Raw genomic sequence first — 21,047 nt, 5'->3', positions numbered from 1 at the left:
AAGGGGGATATTAAAATGCCGAAAATGAAAACTCATAGTAGTTTAAAAGGACGCTTCAAAATTACAGGAACAGGTAAAGTAAAACGCTATAAAGCGTTCAAAAACCACTTGCTTTCTCACAAATCCAAACGTCAAAAACGCGTTTTGGGAACAAGCCCGTTGATGTCTAGCGGTGATGTTAAACGTTTGAAACAACAATTATCTAATCTTAAATAATTTTAATTTACTGGGAGGTTTACTGATATGGCAAGAGTGAAGGGCGGATTCGTCACACGTCGCAGACATAAGAAAATTCTTAAATTAGCAAAAGGTTACTTCGGTTCGAAACACCGTATTTTTAAAACAGCAAAAGAGCAAGTTAACAAATCTTTGGTGTATGCTTACCGTGACCGTCGTCAAACAAAACGTAACTTCCGCAGATTGTGGATCGTTCGTATTAACGCAGCAGCACGCATTAACGGATTGTCTTACAACAAATTGATGCACGGTCTTAAATTGGCTGGCGTTGATATCAACCGTAAAATGCTAGCTGAATTGGCTGTAAATGATGTTAACGCGTTTAACTCATTGGCTAATGTAGCTAAAGAAAAAATTAACGCATAAGATTTATTCTTATGAGTTGCATAAAGAGCCGTCGGATGATCCGGTGGCTCTTTTTATACGCAAATTCAAGTTAAAAAAATACATAGTAATAAAACATAACATGAAAATCGCGATTTAGCGCATTAAAACGTAAAATGTGTAAAGAGTATGAACACTAATATTACATGAGTTTAACATTAATTAGTATTTTCTTACATAATAAAGCGCTTACAGAAAATAAAATCGTAAATTAATTGACCGATAGTAATTTAAATAGTAGATTTTCTTACCACTTGATTGTATAATTTGTTCATCGACTGTTAAATCTGCACCTATAACGAATATTGAGCTCGATAAGGGTAAAAATGTTCGTATCCAGACAGAGAGGCAGCAGATCATAGCTTATACTTCTAAGGGGGAAAAAGATTCATGAAGAAGGCGTACAAACTTTCACTCATTATGTTGCTAGCATTTTCATTGGTACTAGCAGCTTGTGGGAACAAAAGCAACAGTACTGACAACGCAGGGAGTGGCGATGCTACAGGCGGAGCAGCAAAAAGCGATGTTAAAATTGGTATGGTAACTGACGTAGGTGGAGTAAATGATAAATCATTTAACCAATCTGCTTGGGAAGCTCTTGAAAAAGTACAAAAAGACAGCGGAGCAGAAGTTAAATATCTGCAAAGTAAATCCGATCAGGATTATATTCCTAACTTGAATCAATTTGTAAAAGGTGATTACAACTTAACTTGGGGTATTGGTTTTAGCTTAGCAGATGGTATTGCTACTGTTGCTAAACAAAATCCAAATGCAAAATTAGCTATCATTGATAGTGTAGTAGATGCTCCTAACGTTAAATCTGTAACGTTCTCTGAAAATGAAGGTTCCTTCTTAGTAGGTGTAGTAGCAGGTAAAATGACAAAATCCAACAAAATCGGATTTGTCGGTGGTGTAGATAGCCCATTGATCAAAAAATTCGAAGTTGGTTTTAAAGCAGGTATCAAAGCAGTAAACCCTGATGCTGAATTGCTTGTAAACTATACAGGTGCATTTGATAAGCCTGATCTAGGTAAAGCAGCAGCAGCTACAATGTACAACGATGGCGCGGATATCATTTTCCATGCTGCTGGTGGTACAGGTACAGGTGTATTTAACGAAGCAGCTTCCCGTTCTAACTCTGGTCAACAAGTATGGGTTATCGGTGTAGATAAAGACCAATCACTAGAATTTGGTGATAAAGTGACTTTGACTTCTATGGTTAAACGTGTAGACGTTGCGGTAGAAAAAGTATCTAAAGAAGTAGTAGATGGTACATTTGCTGGTGGTACAGAAGTATTGGGACTTAAAGAGGATGGCGTAGGCTTAGCAGATACTTCTTCCAAAAATGTTCCTGCTGATGTAATCAAACTGGTTGATGATTACAAAGCTAAAATTGTTAGTGGCGAATTGAAAGTTCCTAGCGAATAATTCTTTTGATCATTACTATGCTTTTCAAATAAAAACAACAACAAGGCTGGTTTATAGACACTAGCCTTGTTGTCACGTTTACAGCCGGAAGGCTCTGTATAATGTTGATTGTCGTTTGGAAAAATTAGCTTTCGGTTATAGACAGTTCTGCTGTCTGTACCAATCAATACGCTTATAAGGGTGATCTCATGGGTGCAGCAACCCCTGTGGTAGAGTTGAAACAAATTACAAAAGTCTTTCCTGGTATTATTGCCAATGATTCTATTAGTTTTAAGCTGCACAAGGGAGAAATTCATGCTCTTTTAGGTGAAAATGGTGCAGGTAAATCAACATTGATGAATATTGTGTTTGGTTTGTATCAGCCTGAAGAAGGTAGTATCGAAGTTAATGGAGAACCTGTGATCATTGACAGTCCTAACAGAGCGATTGAGCTCGGGATTGGTATGGTGCATCAGCACTTCAAACTCGTTCAACCATTTACAGTTACTGAGAATATCATTCTGGGTTCAGAACCGAAAAAGGGAACCCGAATCAATTATAAAAAAGCGACCGAAGAGATTCGTCAGCTTTCAGAGCAATATGGTCTACAAGTCAATCCAAATGCCAAAATTCATGATATTTCAGTAGGTATGCAGCAACGGGTAGAAATACTGAAAACATTATATCGTGGAGCGGAAATTTTGATTTTTGATGAACCGACAGCAGTATTGACTCCGCAAGAAATTTCAGAATTAATGGAGATTATGAAGCGTCTTGTTGCTGAAGGAAAATCTATTATTTTGATTACACATAAGTTAAAAGAAATTATGCAAATTGCTGACAATGTAACAATTATTCGTCGTGGTAAGGTAATCGATACTGTCAAAAAGTCAGAAACGACACCACAAGAATTGGCTGAAAAAATGGTCGGTCGTAACGTTACTTTCAAAGTAGATAAAAAACCTGCTGAACCGGGTGCTGTTGTATTGCAAATGGAAAATATCATTTCTAACAACAAAGAAGGCGCGGCTATTCTACAAGGATTGAATTTACAAGTGCGAGCAGGAGAAATTCTGGGTATTGCCGGTGTTGATGGTAATGGTCAAAGTGAATTGATTGAAGCGTTAACCGGTCTGCGTCATGTTGATGGCGGTACTGTGAAATTGCTGGGGAAAGATATCACTAATTTGTCTCCACGTAAAATTACAGAATCCGGTGTATCTCATATCCCGGAAGATCGTCACAAGCATGGTCTAGTACTCGACTTTTCAGTGAGCGAAAATATGGTACTGGAAACGTACTATAAACCTCCGTTTAATAAAGGCGGATTTTTGAATTTTGATGCGATTGATAAGCATGCTACACGCCTTGTTGAGCGCTTTGATGTGCGTACACCGAGTATTGGTACACATGCGCGTTCACTATCTGGTGGTAATCAGCAGAAAGCGATTATAGCGCGTGAGATCGATAAAAATCCTACATTAATGATTGCTGCTCAGCCTACTCGTGGTCTGGATGTTGGTGCGATTGAATTTGTTCAACAACAATTGATTGCACAGCGTGATCAAGGAAAAGCAGTATTATTGATTTCATTTGAACTGGATGAAATTATCAACGTATCTGATCGCATCGCTGTTATTTATGAAGGACAAATTGTAGGCGAAGTGCTACCAGAGAAAACCAATGATCAGGAATTAGGCTTGATGATGGCAGGAAGCACCGCGAAGAGAGGTGCAGCACATGAATAATATTCTCAAAGCGATTACTAAAGATTCGTTTGTGTTGCCAATTGTCGCTATTATTATGGGTCTGATTCTAGGTGCTATCGTAATGCTGATTGGCGGATACAATCCGATTGATGCGTACTCTGCATTGTTAACTCGTGTCTATGGTGATCCGTATGATTTCGGTGAAGCTATTCGTGAAATGACGCCTTTAATTATGACAGGTATGGCGTTTGCATTTGCAGCACGCGCAGGGCTATTTAATATCGGTGGCGAAGGACAATTTCTAATTGGGATGACGGCTGCTACAGTCGTTGCTGTTAACCTTCATGGTCTACCAGCTTATATCCATGCACCACTTGCTATTATTGCAGGAGCTGTGTTTGGAGGATTATGGGCGGCTATCGCTGGTTTCCTCAAAGCTGTTCGAGGAGTTAATGAAGTTATCTCCTGTATTATGTTGAACTGGATCGGTCTGTATCTAGCTAACTTTGTGATTAATCACTTTATGCTATTACAAGGTCAAAACCGTTCAGAAGATATTCAACCAAGTGCATCGATTGCAATCATGTGGTTATCTGAAATGATGGGTAATGCTCGTGTACACTGGGGAACCGCAATTGCTTTGGCTGCGGCTGTATTCTTCTATGTATTTATGTGGAAAACAAAACAAGGGTACGAGCTTCGTGCTGTTGGTTTCAACCAAGATGCTTCCAAATATGCAGGGATGAACGTGAATCGCAATATTGTCAAAGCAATGTTTATCAGTGGTATGTTTGCAGGTCTTGCAGGATCTTTTGAAGTATTAGGTGTATTCCAATATCAATCGGTTATGGCAAGTTCGCCAGGAACTGGATTTGATGGAATTGCTGTAGCTTTGATTGGTCTAAATAATCCATTTGGTATTATTTTAGGTTCGATTCTATTCGGTACATTAACATATGGTTCAGCAGGCATGAGCTTTAGTGCTGATGTTCCACCGGAGATTGTACGGATTGTTATCGGAGCAATTATATTCTTTATTGCAGCGCAAGGCATTGTACGTTGGGTGTTAAAACCTTTTTATGCTAAACGTAAGAAAGAGAAGGTGTTGTAATGGACGTGTTGACTATTATTGGACAGCTAATTAATACGACGCTAGTCTTTGCTACAGCACTTATCTTTACATCTTTAGGCGGTATTTTCTCAGAAAAATCTGGGGTTACTAATCTAGGGTTAGAAGGTTTAATGATTTTTGGTGCATTTGCAGCAGGCGTAGCAGGATTTTATGCTCAAGATGCAGGATTAAGTGGCTTTGGTGCAGCTTGTATCGGTGTATTAGCAGCGATCGTATTTGGAGTGTTGGTTTCTTTAATTCATGCTGTAGCTTCGATTACGTTCAAAGCAGATCAGGTTATCAGTGGTATTGTTATTAACTTCCTGGCTGCTGGTAGTACATTGTACATGGTTAAATTGTTATTTGATGGTGCAGGTGAAACAGGATTGATCTCTGGATTTGATAAAGTGAATATTCCTTATTTGTCTACAATTCCATTGATCGGTGATGTCTTTTTCCATGCTTATCCTACAACGTATTTAGCTGTATTAGCTGTGATCGTTACTTATTATGTATTGTACAAAACACCATTTGGTCTACGTCTACGTTCTGTTGGGGAACATCCAAGTGCAGCAGATACGGTAGGGATCAAAGTCAATCGGTTACGTTATATCGGAGTTATGTTGAGTGGAGCACTTGCTGGTATCGGTGGAGCAACAATAACACTGACAACAACAGGAACATTTTCACATAATACGATCTCAGGTCAAGGTTATATTGCGATTGCGGCGATGATCTTTGGTAAATGGAATCCGTGGGGAGCATTTGGAGCGGCTGTATTCTTCGGTCTTGCTCAAGCAGTACGTAACTATGTACAGCTATTTGCTTGGACACAAAGTATTCCGCAAGAAGTGATTTATATGTTGCCATACGTATTAACAATTATTGTATTGGTTGCAGCAGTAGGACGTTCAAGCGCACCTTCTGCACTAGGACAACCTTATGATCCAAGTAAACGTTAATAGAGATAAGTGAGCTATCTTTGTAAATAATGAACTAAAGTCGAAGTTTGGATTTTTCCGAACTTCGACTTTTTTTATCTATATAAGCAGAAATATAAAATCAATTTGGTACTAAAAAGGTATACTTCCTGTAGATATGATATAATTTTTATAGGAATAAAAAGTAAAAAGAGTAAATATTTTATTTAGTGTAAAGAAACAAGTGAGCTAGCATTTTTTCCAACTTTTAGTGCTTGTTAAACAAAGATTTCTTTTATGCTATTTAGAAAGATTGTGCATAGGAGACAAAATACATACTTATTTACTTGGTATAATATATAATAGATATGTGTGCTAAAGCTTGGTTTGATTACTTTTTTTAAGTATGTAACAAATGATATGCCAAAATAAGATTGTAAAGAATGACAAAAAAGAAGTATTGACTCTATCGAAAATGAATCATATAATATTCCTAAATCATTTGAGTCGCTGACAAGCGTAAGCGGCAGTAATCATTGAATATTATGTATCGGCTATGAAGAGGACGAAGTTTTAAGGGCTCTTTTGTCCAGAGAGTGAAGCATTTGGTGTAAGCTTCATCAGAATCCCTTATATACGAGCTCACCTCGGAGCTGTTTTCCTGAAAGGCATATGCAATCGTTATAAATCGTATCGATTTGTATCTTTCTCGTATGATTATTAGGGAAAATCGTAAGGTCTACGTTACAGACAACAAGTAAAGTCTTAATCTACTTTACTTTATGAGGCGTACTTATGCTGTGAAGCTGTGCGCAAATATGGGTGGTACCACGGAAGCTTAGCCTTTCGTCCCTCAATAACAGATTTTTCTGTTTGAGGCGGCGAAAGGCTTTTTTGATGTCTTTCTTCCAGTTATAACAGAAGATCTGTATTGTATATCCTAAGCTGGATAAAAGGATTTTGTTCATTTGCCAATGTAAGATTGATGTGAATTTTTGGGAGGAGGATGACTTATGAGTACGAATATACCTAATGTACAATCAACAGATGAATTGCGTGAGAAATGGATGAAACCAGAAGTGATTACAGGTTCGGAGATGTTACTTCGTAGCTTACTACTGGAAGGTGTAGATTGTGTCTTTGGCTATCCGGGTGGAGCTGTATTATATATTTATGATGCGATGCATGGATTTGAAGATTTCAAACATTTGCTAACACGTCATGAACAAGGTGCTATTCATGCAGCAGACGGTTATGCTCGTGCTAGTGGTAAAGTTGGCGTATGTATCGCTACTTCGGGACCAGGAGCAACCAATCTGGTAACAGGAATTGCAACAGCTTATATGGATTCAACTCCATTGGTTGTAATCACCGGGAACGTAGCAACAACATTGATCGGAACCGATGCTTTCCAAGAAGCAGATATTACCGGTATCACAATGCCAATCACCAAGCATAGTTATCTGGTACGTGATGTAGAAGATTTGCCAAGAGTGATTCATGAAGCATTCCATATTGCCAATACAGGTCGGAAAGGCCCAGTATTGATCGATATTCCCAAAGACGTATCGGCAGCAAAAGCATTATTCAAACCACATACAGAACCTGTAGCAATGCGTGGTTACAATCCAACAGTGACACCTAACAGACTACAATTAGATAAATTACATCAAGCGATTGCTGAAGCAGAACGTCCATTGATCCTTGCAGGTGGTGGAGTCGTATACTCTGGAGGTCATGAAGAACTATTCAAGTTTGTTACTTCTGCTGGTATTCCGATTACAACAACTTTATTAGGTCTTGGCGGATTCCCGAGTGGTAATGATCTATGGATCGGTATGCCGGGGATGCATGGAACGTATACAGCGAATAATGCGATTCAACAATCAGATTTACTTATCAATATCGGAGCACGATTTGATGATCGGGTAACTGGTAAGTTAGATGGCTTCGCACCACATGCCAAAATCGTTCATATCGATATTGATCCTGCTGAAATCGGTAAAAATGTAGCGGTAGATATTCCTATCGTAGGCGATGTAAAAACGGTACTGGAAATGCTAAATGTCAATGTACCTTATGCGACAAAAGCAGATGCATGGCGTGCTAAAGTAGCAGACTGGAAACAAGAAAAACCGTTCCGCTATGATGATTCAGATGAAGTATTGAAGCCACAATGGGTGGTAGAAATGCTTAATGATACAACCAATGGTGAAGCGATCGTAACAACCGATGTAGGACAGCATCAAATGTGGTCTGCACAGTATTATCGCTTTAATCAACCTCGTTCATGGGTAACTTCAGGTGGACTAGGAACAATGGGCTTTGGTTTCCCTTCTGCTATTGGTGCACAGATGGCTAATCCAGAACGTCTTGTTATTTCGATTAACGGCGATGGCGGTATGCAAATGTGTTCACAAGAACTAGCGATTTGCGCCATCAATAATATTCCTGTCAAAATTGTTATTTTGAACAATCAGGTATTGGGAATGGTTCGTCAGTGGCAAGAGTTGATCTATGATAATCGGTACAGTCATATCGATCTTGCAGGAAGCCCTGATTTTGTAAAATTAGCAGAAGCCTATGGTGTTAAAGGTCTACGTGCTACCAATAAAGAAGAAGCACAAGCCGCTTGGAAAGAAGCGATGGATACACCAGGACCAGTCGTTGTCGAGTTTGTTGTTAACAAACACGAGAATGTGTATCCAATGGTTACTCAGGGATCTACCATTGATCAAATGTTAATGGGGGATGAAGAATGAATATCATGAAGCATACTATCGCAGTTTTGGTAAATGATCAGCCCGGCGTTCTTCAAAGAGTCTCAGGACTCTTTGGCCGTCGGGGATTCAATATCGAAAGTATTACAGTAGGTCAATCGGAAGAAGTAGGATTGTCGCGAATGGTTATTGTGACGACAGGCGGCGAGAAAACGTTAGAACAGATCGAAAAACAATTATACAAAATTATCGATGTTATCAAAGTTATCGATCTAAGCTCTAAGCCTATGGTTACGCGTGAATTGGCATTGATCAAAGTAAAATCAGAGCCGGCTGAACGTCCAGAAATTATGGGAGTAGTAGAAACATTCCGCGCATCTGTTGTCGATATCGGCCCTAATAGCCTAATGGTTCAAGTCGTAGGAGATACTCACAAAATAGATGCTATGCTTGAATTATTGAAGCCTTATGGTATACGTGAACTTTCCCGCACAGGCGCGACAGCGATGATACGCGGTAACGTATAAAAGATTATGGATAAGGCAAGAGCGGGTAATTTGAAAAGATAACAGTATAACTTCATCTCTATCGTATTGAGGTTTAATTTGCAGATGAACTAAGTTTCTTCTATATCATGTTGTCTTTTGAAATACCCGCTCTTGTCAGAGGGTTGCGTATTATGATTACCGGTGTATACCGAGAACAAGCTTCATACATTAGAGGAGGAATAAAAAATGGCTATAACTACTTACTATGAAAATGATGCAGAATTGAACGTATTAAAAGGTAAAACGATCGCAATTATCGGTTACGGAAGTCAAGGACATGCTCATGCACAAAACTTGCGTGATAGCGGACTATCTGTAGTTATCGGACTTCGTGAAGGTAAATCTTTTGACAAAGCAAAAAATGATGGTTTTGAAGTACTATCTGTAGCAGAAGCAACTAAACGTGCAGACCTTGTACAAATTTTGATGCCTGATGAAACACAAGCAAGTGTATACAAAAGCGATATCGAAGCTAACTTGAAACCGGATGCTGCTTTGCTATTCGCTCATGGATTCAATGTTCACTTTGGACAAATCGTAGCTCCAGAAGGTAATGATGTATTGCTTATCGCTCCTAAATCTCCAGGACACATGGTACGTCGTACATATGAAGAAGGATTCGGTGTACCAGGCCTAATCGCGATTCATCAAGATGCTACAGGTTCTGCGAAAGAAATCGGTTTAGCTTATGCTAAAGGAATCGGTTGTACACGTGCCGGTGTTATCGAAACATCATTCCGCGAAGAAACAGAAACTGATTTGTTCGGTGAGCAAGCAGTACTATGTGGTGGTGTAAGTGCGCTAGTTAAAGCTGGATTTGAAACATTGACAGAAGCTGGTTATGCTCCTGAAATGGCATACTTCGAGTGTCTACACGAATTGAAATTGATCGTTGACTTGATGTATGAAGGAGGACTATCTACAATGCGCGATTCGATCAGTAACACAGCAGAATATGGCGACTATGTAACAGGTCCTCGTATCGTTACTGAAGATACGAAAAAAGCAATGAAAGAAGTATTGTCTGATATCCAACAAGGTAAATTCGCTCGTGACTTTATGCTTGAAAACCAATCCGGTCGTGCATTCTTGACAGCAACTCGTCGTAACGAATCCGAGCACCAACTAGAAGTAGTAGGTAAAGAACTTCGCGGTATGATGCACTGGATCAAAAAATAAAAAGATTTAAAATATCTATCCTAATATAAATGAAGTCAGAAAAAATAGCTTGATAGTAAGAGTCTCAGCTATATAGGGATAGTAAAAGTATGGTGCAATAAACGAAAGTATAGCTAAGACCGGTATGTAGTAAGGAATAGGAATATATCAGCCTTACTGCATACCGGTATTTTTTTCAAAAAAACAAGGAGGTGCGATGATGCGCAAAATTTATATTTTTGATACCACATTGAGAGATGGAGAACAATCGCCGGGAGTGAATTTGAATACTCGCGAGAAAGTAGAGATTGCTTATCAACTCGAAAAATTGGGTGTTGATCGGATAGAAGCTGGATTCCCGGCAGCATCACCTGGTGACTTGGCAGCGGTTAATGCTGTAGCACGTGCAGTCAAAAATGCTAGTATTATTGGTCTGGCGCGAGCTAGAGAACAAGATATCGATGCGGTACGCGAGGCACTGAAAGGTGCGCAAGATCCGTGCCTACATCTGTTCTTGGCGACTTCACCGATTCACCGTCAATATAAGCTTCGTATGGAAAAAGAACAGGTTAAAGATACAGCACGTTCCGCGATTCGTTATGCCCGTCAGTATTTTGACAAAGTAGAATTTTCATTAGAAGATGCAGGACGTACTGAATACGACTTCATGGTTGAAATGGTTACGATGGCTGTAGAAGAAGGCGCTTATGTCGTGAATATTCCTGATACGGTAGGCTTTTTGACTCCTTATGAATACGGTAATATTTTCAAACACCTAAAAGAAAATGTACCTAATATTGAAAAAGTACAATTGAGCGCTCACTGTCATGATGATCTAGGAATGGCAACAGCGAATGCACTGGCTGCAATTTTGAACGGTGCAGATCAGATCGAAGGTACGATCAATGGGATCGGCGAACGTGCCGGTAATACATCGTTGGAAGAAGTAGCGATGGCTTTGGAAACGCGTCAAGATTTCTTTGGTGCCAAAACAAGCCTGACTCTGTCTGAAATCGCACGTACTAGCCGCTTGGTCAGCAAATTAACAGGTATGGTCGTCCCGGGTAACAAAGCGATTGTTGGAGCTAATGCGTTTGCACATGAATCCGGTATTCACCAGGATGGTATGTTGAAAGAAAAAACCACTTATGAAATTATGAGCCCAGAAACGATAGGCTTTAAAGCGACCAAACTTGTGATGGGTAAACACTCGGGTCGTCATGCGTTCCGTGAGCATTTGATCGAACTAGGTTATGATTTGACAGAAGAAGCATTAAACGAAGCTTTTGCTAAATTTAAAATTTTGGCTGATAAGAAAAAAGAAATTTCGGATGATGATCTGTTCGCGTTGCTAGAAGAGCGTCTTGCAGATGCGCCTGAATTGTTCCAATTGGATTCACTGTTTGTTTCTTTTGATAGTGAAGGTTCTCCAACAGCGAAGATTCGTTTGTCGACAGCGGATGGAGAAGTACGTGAAGAAGAATCTAGTGGTAACGGTTCTGTTGACTCCATTTACAATGCTATCGATAAAGCGTCACAAGAAGAAGTAAAACTAGCCGATTACTCGATTAAAGGAGTAACACAGGGTAAAGATGCACTTGGTGAAGTACATGTTGCTTTAACGCAAGATGGTATTACTGCACAAGGCCGCGGGGTAAGTACAGATATTCTAGAAGCGAGTGCTCGTGCGTATGTCGATTCATTGAATCGTCTGGTCGAAAAGCGTAAAACGTACGGTAGACGCGATAATATTTCGATGATCTAAAAATATTTTAAAAAAATAAAGATTTAGGTTGTAAATAGCTCGTTATTTTTTACTTTATATAATGTAAGACCTTTTAACCACACTGTTGTAATGGCAGTGTGGTTATTTATTTAGTAGAAGTAGAAGTAGAAGTAGAAGTAGAAGTAGAAGTAGAAGTGTAGTCAGTCGTCTAGAACAAAATCATATCAAATTCGAGGAGGAATACAGTATGACCTGTCAAGGTAAAGACTTACCTATCGAAGTTGTAGACACTACAGGAATTGTTCAGTACGATATCGCTTCAGCTACCAAAGGTGGCACCCGGCGCTTAATGGTAAGTGATAATCCTGAAACGTTGAATGAAGCTAATTTTCCTGTACGTCATGGTACATTATGGCATGATGTGGTACAGACCAATAACAAAACAGTCCAACACCGTATTTTTGCATGGCATTATAATGTGCTGAAAGATCCGGTAAAAGTCGGAATTACGCTTGAAAATAAAGCGAATCATGGTGCTCTTCGCATTACATCGGTGAATCGTGAGTATCGAATCGGTGGAGATGATGTGAACTGGATTAACGATATTGGTACTTGTATTTCCAGAGCTACTTTAGGAGGAACAGCTGATCAACGTACAGCCGAAAATCCTTTAATCAAACAGTTACAATCTGGCTTGATCGAGAGTTTTATTGTACCACCGGGTAAATTGCTTGGATTTATGTATGACTTTACAGTAGAAAGTACAGATAGCGGACAGATTAGTTATGAAGTACGTACGGTCGCTTCACGTGATACCGCATATGATCTTACGTTGATCAAATCAGCTCCGTTGCCACCTGCACCACAAGCTCATCCACGTGGCAGTTGGAACTTTTCGGAGACTAATGCGATCACTCCTGTTTATACAGTAGGATCAGCTCGTGTTATTTATCCAACAGCTACAAAAACAAAAAAAGATGGATCATTGCCAGCCGATCAATTATTTACAGCAGCAAATAGTGAACTACCCAGTTCTTTAGATAATCGTGCTCAATTTGGAGCAGTCTACAATGTTACTGTTCCGGTTAATAACCCCTCTTCACAGACACGTACGATCAAAATTTCGCTGAATCCACGCGGTGGTAGTTATGGTGGAGCTGTTCGCAAAGATGGGCAGACGTATGGAGTTCCATTGATGCGTACCAACACTCAAGCATGTCCGGTGTATACCGTTAATGCGACACCGGGAAATAGTAAATATACGTTTGCTTTGATGATTGCAGGTGCTTCTTCTACACCATTAGGTATTTTGGTAGAAACTCTTTAAGCATATAAGCGTTAAAAAATAGTAAAGTGATACTAGCAAATAATTAGATAGAAAGAATCTAGATAGCAATAAAATAGCTATACTACAGCAATAATATAATCACAATCTAGCAATGATCTAGCAACAATAAAAAAGCTCTTCTTTTGTCTTTGCAGACAAGTAGAAGAGCTTTTTCTAATGATTATTCATGTATAGAAAACAGAATGCTTATAGATAAAGAAAACAATGTACTATTTACCAAGCGTAAGCTTTAGGAGCAGCTCCACCAGGACCTGGGAATATTTCATCCAGACGAGTCATAGTAGCTTCATCTAGCTTCACATCGATAATACGTAAAGAACTTTCAAATTGTTCTGCTGTACGTGGTCCAATAATTGGAGCAGTCACAGCCGGATTAGCAAGTACCCATGCCAGAGCAACAACATCTTGAGGTTCACCTAGTTCATTACACAATTCAGCGTATTGTTCTAGTTGTTCTTTATGTTGATCTACTCGATTAGCATCGCCACCACTACGTGAACCTTCGATTTTTTTGAGTGCATTACGTCCAAGCAATCCACCATCTAATGGACTCCATGGAATAACACCTAATCCAAGTGCATGAGCAGCAGGGAGAACTTCCAATTCAGGTTGACGGCATAACAGACTATATTTGTGCTGTTCTGAAATCAGACCTAAGAAATTACGGTTTTCAGCAGCTTTTTGAGCGATAGCGATATGCCATGCAGCAAAGTTACTTGAACCGACATAACCAATTTTACCTTGTTGAACAGCGACTTCAAAAGCACCCCATAATTCATCCCAACTTACATTCGTATCGATATGATGCATTTGATACAATTCAACATGATCTGTTTGTAAGCGTTTGAGAGAACCTTCAAGGTGACGACGAATTTTGTAAGCAGATAATCCACCATCGCTATTCGGCCCATCTAAGTCTTTGTGCATCGTTCCATATACTTTAGTCGCTAACACCACTTTTTCACGACGGTTACCGCCTTGTTTGAACCAACGTCCGATAATCTCTTCAGTTGTTCCAACACCTACTTTAAATCCGTATACATTTGCAGTATCAAAAAAATTGATCCCTGCATCAAGAGCAGCGTCCATAATGCGGAATGATTCTTTCTCATCTGTAACAGGTCCAAAATTCATCGTGCCCAAACAAATACGGCTGACCTTTAACCCTGACTTACCAAGATATGAATAATCCATAATATGCACTCCTCTGTTTTTAAAATATTGAATAGCATGTCTAAATGCACTCTATATTATTCTAGACCTTGTATCTGTGAACAGCAAACTTCTTTATCCATAATTTGGAACAAACTCCTATGTTGCTATATCATATAATAATACGGAAGTGGAAAGTGAAATCATTATAACTTGCAAAGGCGATAAATTTCTAATTAAATAATCTGTTGTATCTATAAAAGGAATGATCTAAATTGCTTAATCTATCTATCAAAAGAAGCTTATAGGATTTGCCTATGAAGGTCATAGTTTGTATATCTTGGATAAGACCTGACATGTATGATAAAACTGTGTATAGGTGAAATGAACGAACTCAACATAAAAGGAGACTTCTAATATGACAGACGTAAAAAAAATCGCAGTAATTGCCGGTGACGGTATCGGACCAGAAGTTGTAGCAGAAGCTGAAAAAGTATTAAAAAAAGCAGAAGAATTATATGGTTATTCTTTTGAAACGGAACATGCGCTATTTGGTGGGATTGCTATAGACGAAAAAGGAACACCGCTTCCTCAAGAAACATTAGATGTGTGTAAAAGCGCAGATGCTGTATTACTGGGAGCTGTAGGTGGACCCAAATGGGATAACAACTCTAAAGAATTACGTCCAGAAACAGGTCTACTCGGAATTCGCAAAGCATTAGGGCTATTTTCTAATTTGCGTCCAGCCGTTGTATTCGATTGCTTGAAAGAAGCGTCTACACTAAAACCAGAAGTGCTTGAAGGAACCGACTTAATGGTAGTCCGTGAATTGACAGGCGGTATTTATTTCGGTGAAAAATTAAGAAGACAAGGCGAGCATGGAGAAGAAGCTGTAGACACTTGTGTATACAATGTGACTGAGATTGAACGTATCACTCGTCAAGCTTTTGAAATTGCTCAAAAGCGTCGTAAAAAATTAGCTTCTGTAGATAAAGCGAATGTACTTGAAACGTCTCGTCTATGGCGCGAAACAGTGAACCGGATCGCTCCTGATTATCCAGATGTAGAACTAGAGCATGTATTGGTTGATAACTGTGCGATGCAATTACTTCGTCGTCCATCTAGCTTTGACGTGATCGTGACTGAAAATATGTTTGGCGATATTTTGAGTGATGAAGCAGCTATGTTGACAGGATCGATCGGAATGTTAGCTTCTGCGTCTATGGGAGATAGTACCGATGCAGGTAGCTTTGGATTGTATGAGCCAGTACACGGATCAGCGCCTGATATTGCAGGACAAGGATTAGCGAATCCGATTGCGACTATTTTGTCTGTAGCATTAATGTTCCGTCTAACATTCAATTACGCAGAAGCAGCCGATGCTATTGAAGCGGCTGTTGCCAAAGTATTAGATGAAGGTCATCGTACAGCCGATATTGCTGTAGATAAGAGTCAGGCATTATCCACTTCACAAATGGGTGATTTGATCGTAGCCGCTATGCAAAAAGCATAATCAGTATATCTATCACTTTTGATCTTAGAAATTGTTTTTATTTGTGATCAAAATGTGACATTAGCTCTCTTTACTAGAGCTAGCGGACGTTAAATTGTACCGAAAAATCCTTATTTAGAATTATTATAATAAAGTATCTCTTCTAATCTTGACTTTGATTTGGGTCGATGATAACATTCTTGTCATAGCGTTTAGAGTTATGATATAGATAGGAAAGAAAAGTGTGTTTTGACTTTTCTTATATAAAAGGAGGAATACTGGATTATGGCAGATCGTTTGGTAGGTAAACAAGCACCAGATTTTAATATGGAGACTGTTTCTGGTGATGGTAAAGATTTTGGACGCGTTCAATTGTCCGATTACAAAGGAAAATGGTTGGTGTTTTTCTTCTATCCACTAGATTTCACTTTTGTATGCCCTACAGAAATTACTGCACTTAGTGATGCAGCAGAAGAATTCAGAGCATTAGATACTGAAATTGTTGGTGTAAGTACTGACTCTATTCACAGTCACAAAGCTTGGATTAGCACTGCTCCAGAAAACAATGGTCTAGGTCAATTGAACTTCCCATTGGCTTCCGATATTACGAAAAAAGTTGCTTCTGATTATGGCGTATTGATCGAAGAAGAAGGCGTAGCACTTCGCGGTCTATTCATCATCGATCCAGAAGGCGAATTGAAATATGAAGTGGTCAACCACAACGATGTAGGTCGTAGCGTAGAAGAAACTCTTCGCGTATTGCAAGCTCTACAATCTGGTGGATTGTGCCCAATGAACTGGAAACCAGGACAAAAAACATTAGTTACTTCTTAATATAAGAAAAAGTAATCTATTTTGCCCCTTCATTCGTATATTCTACGAATGGGGGGGTTTTGTCTTCTCCCAAAAAAGTGTAGAATGGACACAAGCTGGTTAATAATCATTCACAATCACTTATTTTGATGATATTGGGGTAAGGTTGAAAATCATAGAATAATGTATGGAGGGTGAGCAACATGAGCTTTTGCTGTGGCGGCAGTATGATAGGTACGAAAGGGACTTTAAAACATTTTCGAACCCAGGTTCATAATGTTCCCCTACTCGTATGCCCTGTATGTGAACGGGTTGAAGTTCACTACAAAGTAGAAAGTGAGTATGAGATTTTGGCTGAGTATGCGCATGGAGATGGCACACCTGAGATCGATTTTCAGGATTATGTGATGGAAGATGAAGCAACCATGTTCGAGAATTGCGTGAATATGGAAGAAGATGATCCAATGACCATGGTGCAAAGTCAGATCGATATGGGTCTAGACCTGCTCGCTGTAGCCAAAAAAATCAATGATGAGAAATGGGAACGTGATCTGAAAAGACGCCTTGCTGTGATGAGTCTACGTCGCTCTCGTCTTCAACACAAATAAGTTATATAGATTACGGACAATTGAATATATAAAAAAGGAGAAGCTCTTGATAAAGCTTCTCCTTTTTTGCATTTCATCCAAATCACTGTATGATAAAAGGAGATAGGTACAGAAAGGAAGATTAATACTATGGATACATATACCGTTCAGCATGTAGCGAATCGACTTCAACAACAAGTAGGTCAAGTTATTGTAGGTAAAGATCATGAGATTCAATTGTTACTGACCGCTTTATTTGCTTCCGGTCATGTATTGATGGAAGATGTACCCGGTACCGGTAAAACGATGCTTGCCAAAACACTAGCGGCAGCGATGAGTTGTCATTTTCAGCGGATACAATTCACACCAGATTTGTTGCCTTCTGACCTTACAGGAATCCACTTTTTCAATCAAAAAGAAAGCGAATTCACGTTTCGAGCAGGGCCTTTATTTGCTAATATCGTACTGGCAGATGAGATTAATCGGGCGACTCCACGTACTCAATCCAGTCTGCTGGAATGTATGGAAGAACAGCAGATTAGTGTCGATGGCGAGACGATGAAGCTAGATAATCCTTTTATGGTGATTGCTACGCAAAATCCGGTCGATAACCAAGGAACATTTCCATTACCAGAAGCACAGATGGATCGATTTATGCTAAAAATGTCGATGGGTTATCCTTCTGCGGAAGAAGGAATTGAGATTTTGCGTAGAACCTCAACCTCTTCACAAGTAAGTAAAGAAACAGCAGATCATACTGCGTCTCCTGCTTTTGAACAAGTCACTCGTGAACAAATTATCGAAGCAAGACAGCTCTGTCAGGCAGTGACTATTCATCATGATCTATTAGGCTATATTGTTCGTCTTGCAGAAGCTACACGTAGACATGAAGAGATTGCTCTAGGGGCAAGTCCGCGAGCAACCCAAGCGTTACTACGAGCTGCTCAAGCATATGCAGCTATACAAGGCAGAGATTATGTATTACCCGATGATATTCAGACGATGGCATCTCCTGTGCTGTCACATCGATTAGTATTCAAAAATCGGCATCATAATGATAAACATAAATCTGCTCTAATCATTCAATCGATTCTAGATACTGAACTGGTTCCTACCGAAGCCAATCTGGAAAGTAGAGTGAAGTAAATGGAGTTTTTCTGGCTACTTCTGATTGCTGGAGTTGTTGTATTACTTCAAGCTCTAGTGTTAGGCAGACGATCTCTTCGGCAGATTGATTATGATCGCAAATTATCTCGAACTTCCTGTCATGTTGGCGATACTATTGAAATGATCGAGATTATTCAGAATAAGCGCCGTATTCCTGTACCGTGGTTACGATTAGAATCTATTTTACCAGCAGGGTTCCAATTCGGTCATCAAGCAGAGACAGCGATCAGTGAAGGAACGTTGTATCAGAACCATACCAGTCTATTCAGTTTGTCTGCGCTCACACGTATTACACGCACGCATCAGATTATTTGTCGACAACGTGGTGTTTTCCATATGGATAGTGCTTTGATGAGTGCAGGGGATGTATTTGGATTGGCACGTGCCAATCGACCACTTCGGATTGAATCTACGATGACTGTCTATCCGGCTTATACGTTGATAGACGATATGCCAGAAGCCTATCGAAGCTGGCAAGGAGAAGTTGAAGTTAGACGTTGGACCAATGAAGATCCTTTTTTGATTACAGGTGTACGAGAATATGGTTCAGGTGATCCGATGAATCAGATTCACTGGAAAGCAACAGCGCGCACAGGTCAATTACAAGTGTATCGTCAAGGGTATAGCGCGGATCCAGACGTAATGATTCTACTTAATATTGAAATTAGTGAACAGATGTGGCGGGTCGTCACCGAGCCGATTGTGGCGGAATGTGGTCTGAGTTATTGCGCAACGATTGCAGCAGATCTGATTGGCAAAGGGATGAAAGCAGGCTTTGGACACAATGCGATTATAGCAACAGAAGATGAGCAAGATGCTCGGATTTTACCTGCTTATGGCAGTGAACAATTATCTGCATTGCTTCAATGTATGGCAGAAGTACAATTAAAAAGTAGACTGCCTTTTCATGAATTTTTACAATCATTTGTTCCGCAACAAGGACAGCCCAATAACATGGATATTTTAATCGTGACTCCACATGTATCCGAACCGATCAAGCAAGCTATCACGAATTTGGAACAGTCTGGTTCTACTGTTAGCATTTTGCATGTACCCGGTATCGAGCAGTTGAAGAAGTCTAATCTATATCAGACAATGCAAGATCACCAACCAAGCAAGAAGGTGAGCGTATGACAACCAAAGATCGTTCAGGACTAGCAAATTATCCGATCTCTAATCACTGGCAACCACTTGCTTATATGCTGGCAGAAGTAGCGGCATGCTTTCCGATTATCGTTCTGTTAGATGCTTATCTATTTCATACAGATCAACCTGTATTATGGGCATTATGGCTTCTATGTGCAGGCGGTCTTGGGATTACACTACGTATCGCTAGTAGACCTTATTCTGTAAAATGGAAAACGGTAAGCTGGTCTATAGTATGGATTGTAATAGCAGCATGTGTATTTTGGATGATGGTGCAACAGGTGGGCTTATCATCGATCTGGATAGCCAGTCTATGTATCATTATTATCGGACTATTTCGCGGTAATATGCTGGTAATGGGGGATTGGGATCAATTATTTCCACTGACATTGCAATTGATTTTGCTGATAGTAGCATGGATTTTTTATGTGATTACAGGTTCAGAAGGCGATCTATCCTCTGCACATTTTGCGATTTATATGGCAGGTATGATTCATTTGTTTGCGATTCTAATGCGATGTGGTTCCCGTCAGATTAGCTATTCCGTCTGGGAAGATGGGTTCCCTCTGGCTGCTCTCCAATTGGTGATTCGTCGAAGTCGGCGTTGGACATGGATTTTGATTGGATTGATTGCGGTTATCGGTGGTAGTACACAATTATCTATGATATTAAGCTGGTTATGGCAGAAGATCGTATCTCTTTTTCAAAATAATGAAGTCACAGTGCCTAATCAAATGATTGAACCTATCACACCGCCCCCATTGTTACCACCAATAGAGTTACCAGAGCAAAGCCCTTCTATTTTGAATCCGGCTTGGATTGAGCGAATCGCTCAGATTATTATGATTGCTGCTTTAGCGGCTTTTGTATTTGGTGTAGGACTGTTTCTATACCGTCTGCTTCGCAAATATGGCCCACCGCTCTGGCGCTGGTTATTGCGTATTCTCGGGATCGAAAGTGAGATTGTTGTACCTTTGCAAGAGCAATCTTCTGGCTATATCGATCAGATCGAAAAGATTCGTCCCACATCTTCAACGTTAGGAAAGCGTTATAACAAAAAAGTACCGGATGATCCTGCTGAACGGGTGCGTTATCATTATGAACGATTGATTCAGCGAGGGATAAAGCGTGGTCTGGATCAGCATAAGGGAGATACACCAAATACACTTGGACGCAAAATCGTTCACTTGAATCCAAAGGAATCTCCAGCCTCTTCTGAACAACGTATCTACATCTTAATAGACTGGTACAATCAGATTCGGTATGGTGCCAAGTCTGTAGATACTGAAGAACTGAAAGATTGGGAGAAAAAAGATTGAATATTTCATGAATTTATTCATGTGAAGCTTTAAAGCGTGTTAGAAAATTCTTTACTTTTAAAGGATGCTTACAGTATCATGGAGAGAATGAAACGGCTGAAAG

The 21,047-nt window shown here is 39.7% G+C and carries 18 protein-coding genes; 17 read left to right on the top strand and 1 reads right to left on the bottom strand.

The window, feature by feature from the left end:
- The first annotated feature begins 15 nt into the window (after nucleotides 1–15).
- From rpmI to ACFSGI_RS15325, 11 genes are all read left to right on the top strand, one after another.
- Nucleotides 16–216 (top strand): 50S ribosomal protein L35, encoded by a 201-nt coding sequence (rpmI, locus tag ACFSGI_RS15375; protein WP_204825102.1) that lies wholly within the window; start codon nucleotides 16–18, stop codon nucleotides 214–216.
- Between the two features lie 27 nt (nucleotides 217–243).
- A complete protein-coding gene (gene rplT / locus ACFSGI_RS15370) occupies nucleotides 244–603 on the top strand; it encodes a 50S ribosomal protein L20 (protein ID WP_204825101.1) in 360 nt (119 codons plus the stop codon).
- Between the two features lie 408 nt (nucleotides 604–1,011).
- Nucleotides 1,012–2,049 carry a BMP family lipoprotein gene (locus tag ACFSGI_RS15365; RefSeq protein ID WP_204825100.1) on the top strand — a complete coding sequence of 346 codons (1,038 nt, stop codon included), beginning with the start codon at nucleotides 1,012–1,014 and terminating at the stop codon, nucleotides 2,047–2,049.
- A 188-nt stretch (nucleotides 2,050–2,237) separates the two neighbouring features.
- Complete coding sequence (locus ACFSGI_RS15360; protein ID WP_204825099.1) at nucleotides 2,238–3,776, top strand: ABC transporter ATP-binding protein; 1,539 nt, start codon at nucleotides 2,238–2,240, stop codon at nucleotides 3,774–3,776.
- Nucleotides 3,769–4,848, top strand: coding sequence for an ABC transporter permease (locus ACFSGI_RS15355; protein WP_204825098.1), 1,080 nt, complete (start codon nucleotides 3,769–3,771; stop codon nucleotides 4,846–4,848). Before ACFSGI_RS15360 ends, ACFSGI_RS15355 begins: the two co-directional genes overlap by 8 nt.
- A complete protein-coding gene (locus ACFSGI_RS15350) occupies nucleotides 4,848–5,810 on the top strand; it encodes an ABC transporter permease (RefSeq protein WP_204825097.1) in 963 nt (320 codons plus the stop codon). Before ACFSGI_RS15355 ends, ACFSGI_RS15350 begins: the two co-directional genes overlap by 1 nt.
- A gap of 971 nt (nucleotides 5,811–6,781) precedes the next feature.
- Nucleotides 6,782–8,530: a biosynthetic-type acetolactate synthase large subunit gene (ilvB, locus tag ACFSGI_RS15345; RefSeq protein ID WP_204825096.1), complete on the top strand. Its 1,749-nt coding sequence runs from the start codon at nucleotides 6,782–6,784 to the stop codon at nucleotides 8,528–8,530.
- Nucleotides 8,527–9,015, top strand: coding sequence for an acetolactate synthase small subunit (gene ilvN, locus ACFSGI_RS15340; protein WP_069327256.1), 489 nt, complete (start codon nucleotides 8,527–8,529; stop codon nucleotides 9,013–9,015). The genes ilvB and ilvN overlap by 4 nt, the downstream gene beginning before the upstream one ends.
- A 207-nt stretch (nucleotides 9,016–9,222) precedes the next feature.
- The gene (gene ilvC / locus ACFSGI_RS15335; RefSeq protein ID WP_204825095.1) at nucleotides 9,223–10,215 is read left to right on the top strand and encodes a ketol-acid reductoisomerase; all 993 of its coding nucleotides are present in this window, start codon (nucleotides 9,223–9,225) and stop codon (nucleotides 10,213–10,215) included.
- A 199-nt stretch (nucleotides 10,216–10,414) separates the two neighbouring features.
- The gene (locus tag ACFSGI_RS15330; protein WP_204825673.1) at nucleotides 10,415–11,959 is read left to right on the top strand and encodes a 2-isopropylmalate synthase; all 1,545 of its coding nucleotides are present in this window, start codon (nucleotides 10,415–10,417) and stop codon (nucleotides 11,957–11,959) included.
- Nucleotides 11,960–12,167: 208 nt separating this feature from the next.
- The gene (locus ACFSGI_RS15325) at nucleotides 12,168–13,247 is read left to right on the top strand and encodes a hypothetical protein (RefSeq protein ID WP_204825094.1); all 1,080 of its coding nucleotides are present in this window, start codon (nucleotides 12,168–12,170) and stop codon (nucleotides 13,245–13,247) included.
- Between the two features lie 234 nt (nucleotides 13,248–13,481).
- Here the strand turns inward: ACFSGI_RS15325 and ACFSGI_RS15320 are convergent, their stop codons facing one another.
- Nucleotides 13,482–14,462, bottom strand: a complete 981-nt coding sequence (locus ACFSGI_RS15320) for an aldo/keto reductase (protein WP_204825093.1) — start codon at nucleotides 14,460–14,462, stop codon at nucleotides 13,482–13,484.
- A 376-nt stretch (nucleotides 14,463–14,838) separates the two neighbouring features.
- On the opposite strand from ACFSGI_RS15320, the gene leuB reads away from it, so the two are divergent.
- The 6 genes from leuB to ACFSGI_RS15290 all read left to right on the top strand — a co-directional run bounded on the left by leuB (nucleotide 14,839) and on the right by ACFSGI_RS15290 (nucleotide 20,944).
- A complete protein-coding gene (gene leuB / locus ACFSGI_RS15315) occupies nucleotides 14,839–15,933 on the top strand; it encodes a 3-isopropylmalate dehydrogenase (RefSeq protein WP_204825092.1) in 1,095 nt (364 codons plus the stop codon).
- Nucleotides 15,934–16,197: 264 nt separating this feature from the next.
- Nucleotides 16,198–16,746: a peroxiredoxin gene (locus ACFSGI_RS15310; RefSeq protein ID WP_069327262.1), complete on the top strand. Its 549-nt coding sequence runs from the start codon at nucleotides 16,198–16,200 to the stop codon at nucleotides 16,744–16,746.
- A 182-nt stretch (nucleotides 16,747–16,928) separates the two neighbouring features.
- Complete coding sequence (locus tag ACFSGI_RS15305; RefSeq protein WP_137222228.1) at nucleotides 16,929–17,333, top strand: hypothetical protein; 405 nt, start codon at nucleotides 16,929–16,931, stop codon at nucleotides 17,331–17,333.
- A 129-nt stretch (nucleotides 17,334–17,462) separates the two neighbouring features.
- A complete protein-coding gene (locus ACFSGI_RS15300; protein WP_204825091.1) occupies nucleotides 17,463–18,458 on the top strand; it encodes an AAA family ATPase in 996 nt (331 codons plus the stop codon).
- A complete protein-coding gene (locus ACFSGI_RS15295; protein ID WP_204825090.1) occupies nucleotides 18,459–19,613 on the top strand; it encodes a DUF58 domain-containing protein in 1,155 nt (384 codons plus the stop codon).
- On the top strand, nucleotides 19,610–20,944 hold the full coding sequence (locus ACFSGI_RS15290) for a DUF4129 domain-containing protein (protein WP_204825089.1): 1,335 nt from the start codon (nucleotides 19,610–19,612) through the stop codon (nucleotides 20,942–20,944). Before ACFSGI_RS15295 ends, ACFSGI_RS15290 begins: the two co-directional genes overlap by 4 nt.
- Nucleotides 20,945–21,047 lie beyond the last annotated feature (103 nt).

The sequence above is a fragment of the Paenibacillus nicotianae genome (assembly GCF_042681745.1).
Classification (GTDB): domain Bacteria; phylum Bacillota; class Bacilli; order Paenibacillales; family Paenibacillaceae; genus Saccharibacillus; species Saccharibacillus nicotianae.
The sequence above is the reverse complement of the archived record's forward strand: the minus strand, read 5'-3'. Positions and strand labels throughout refer to the sequence as shown.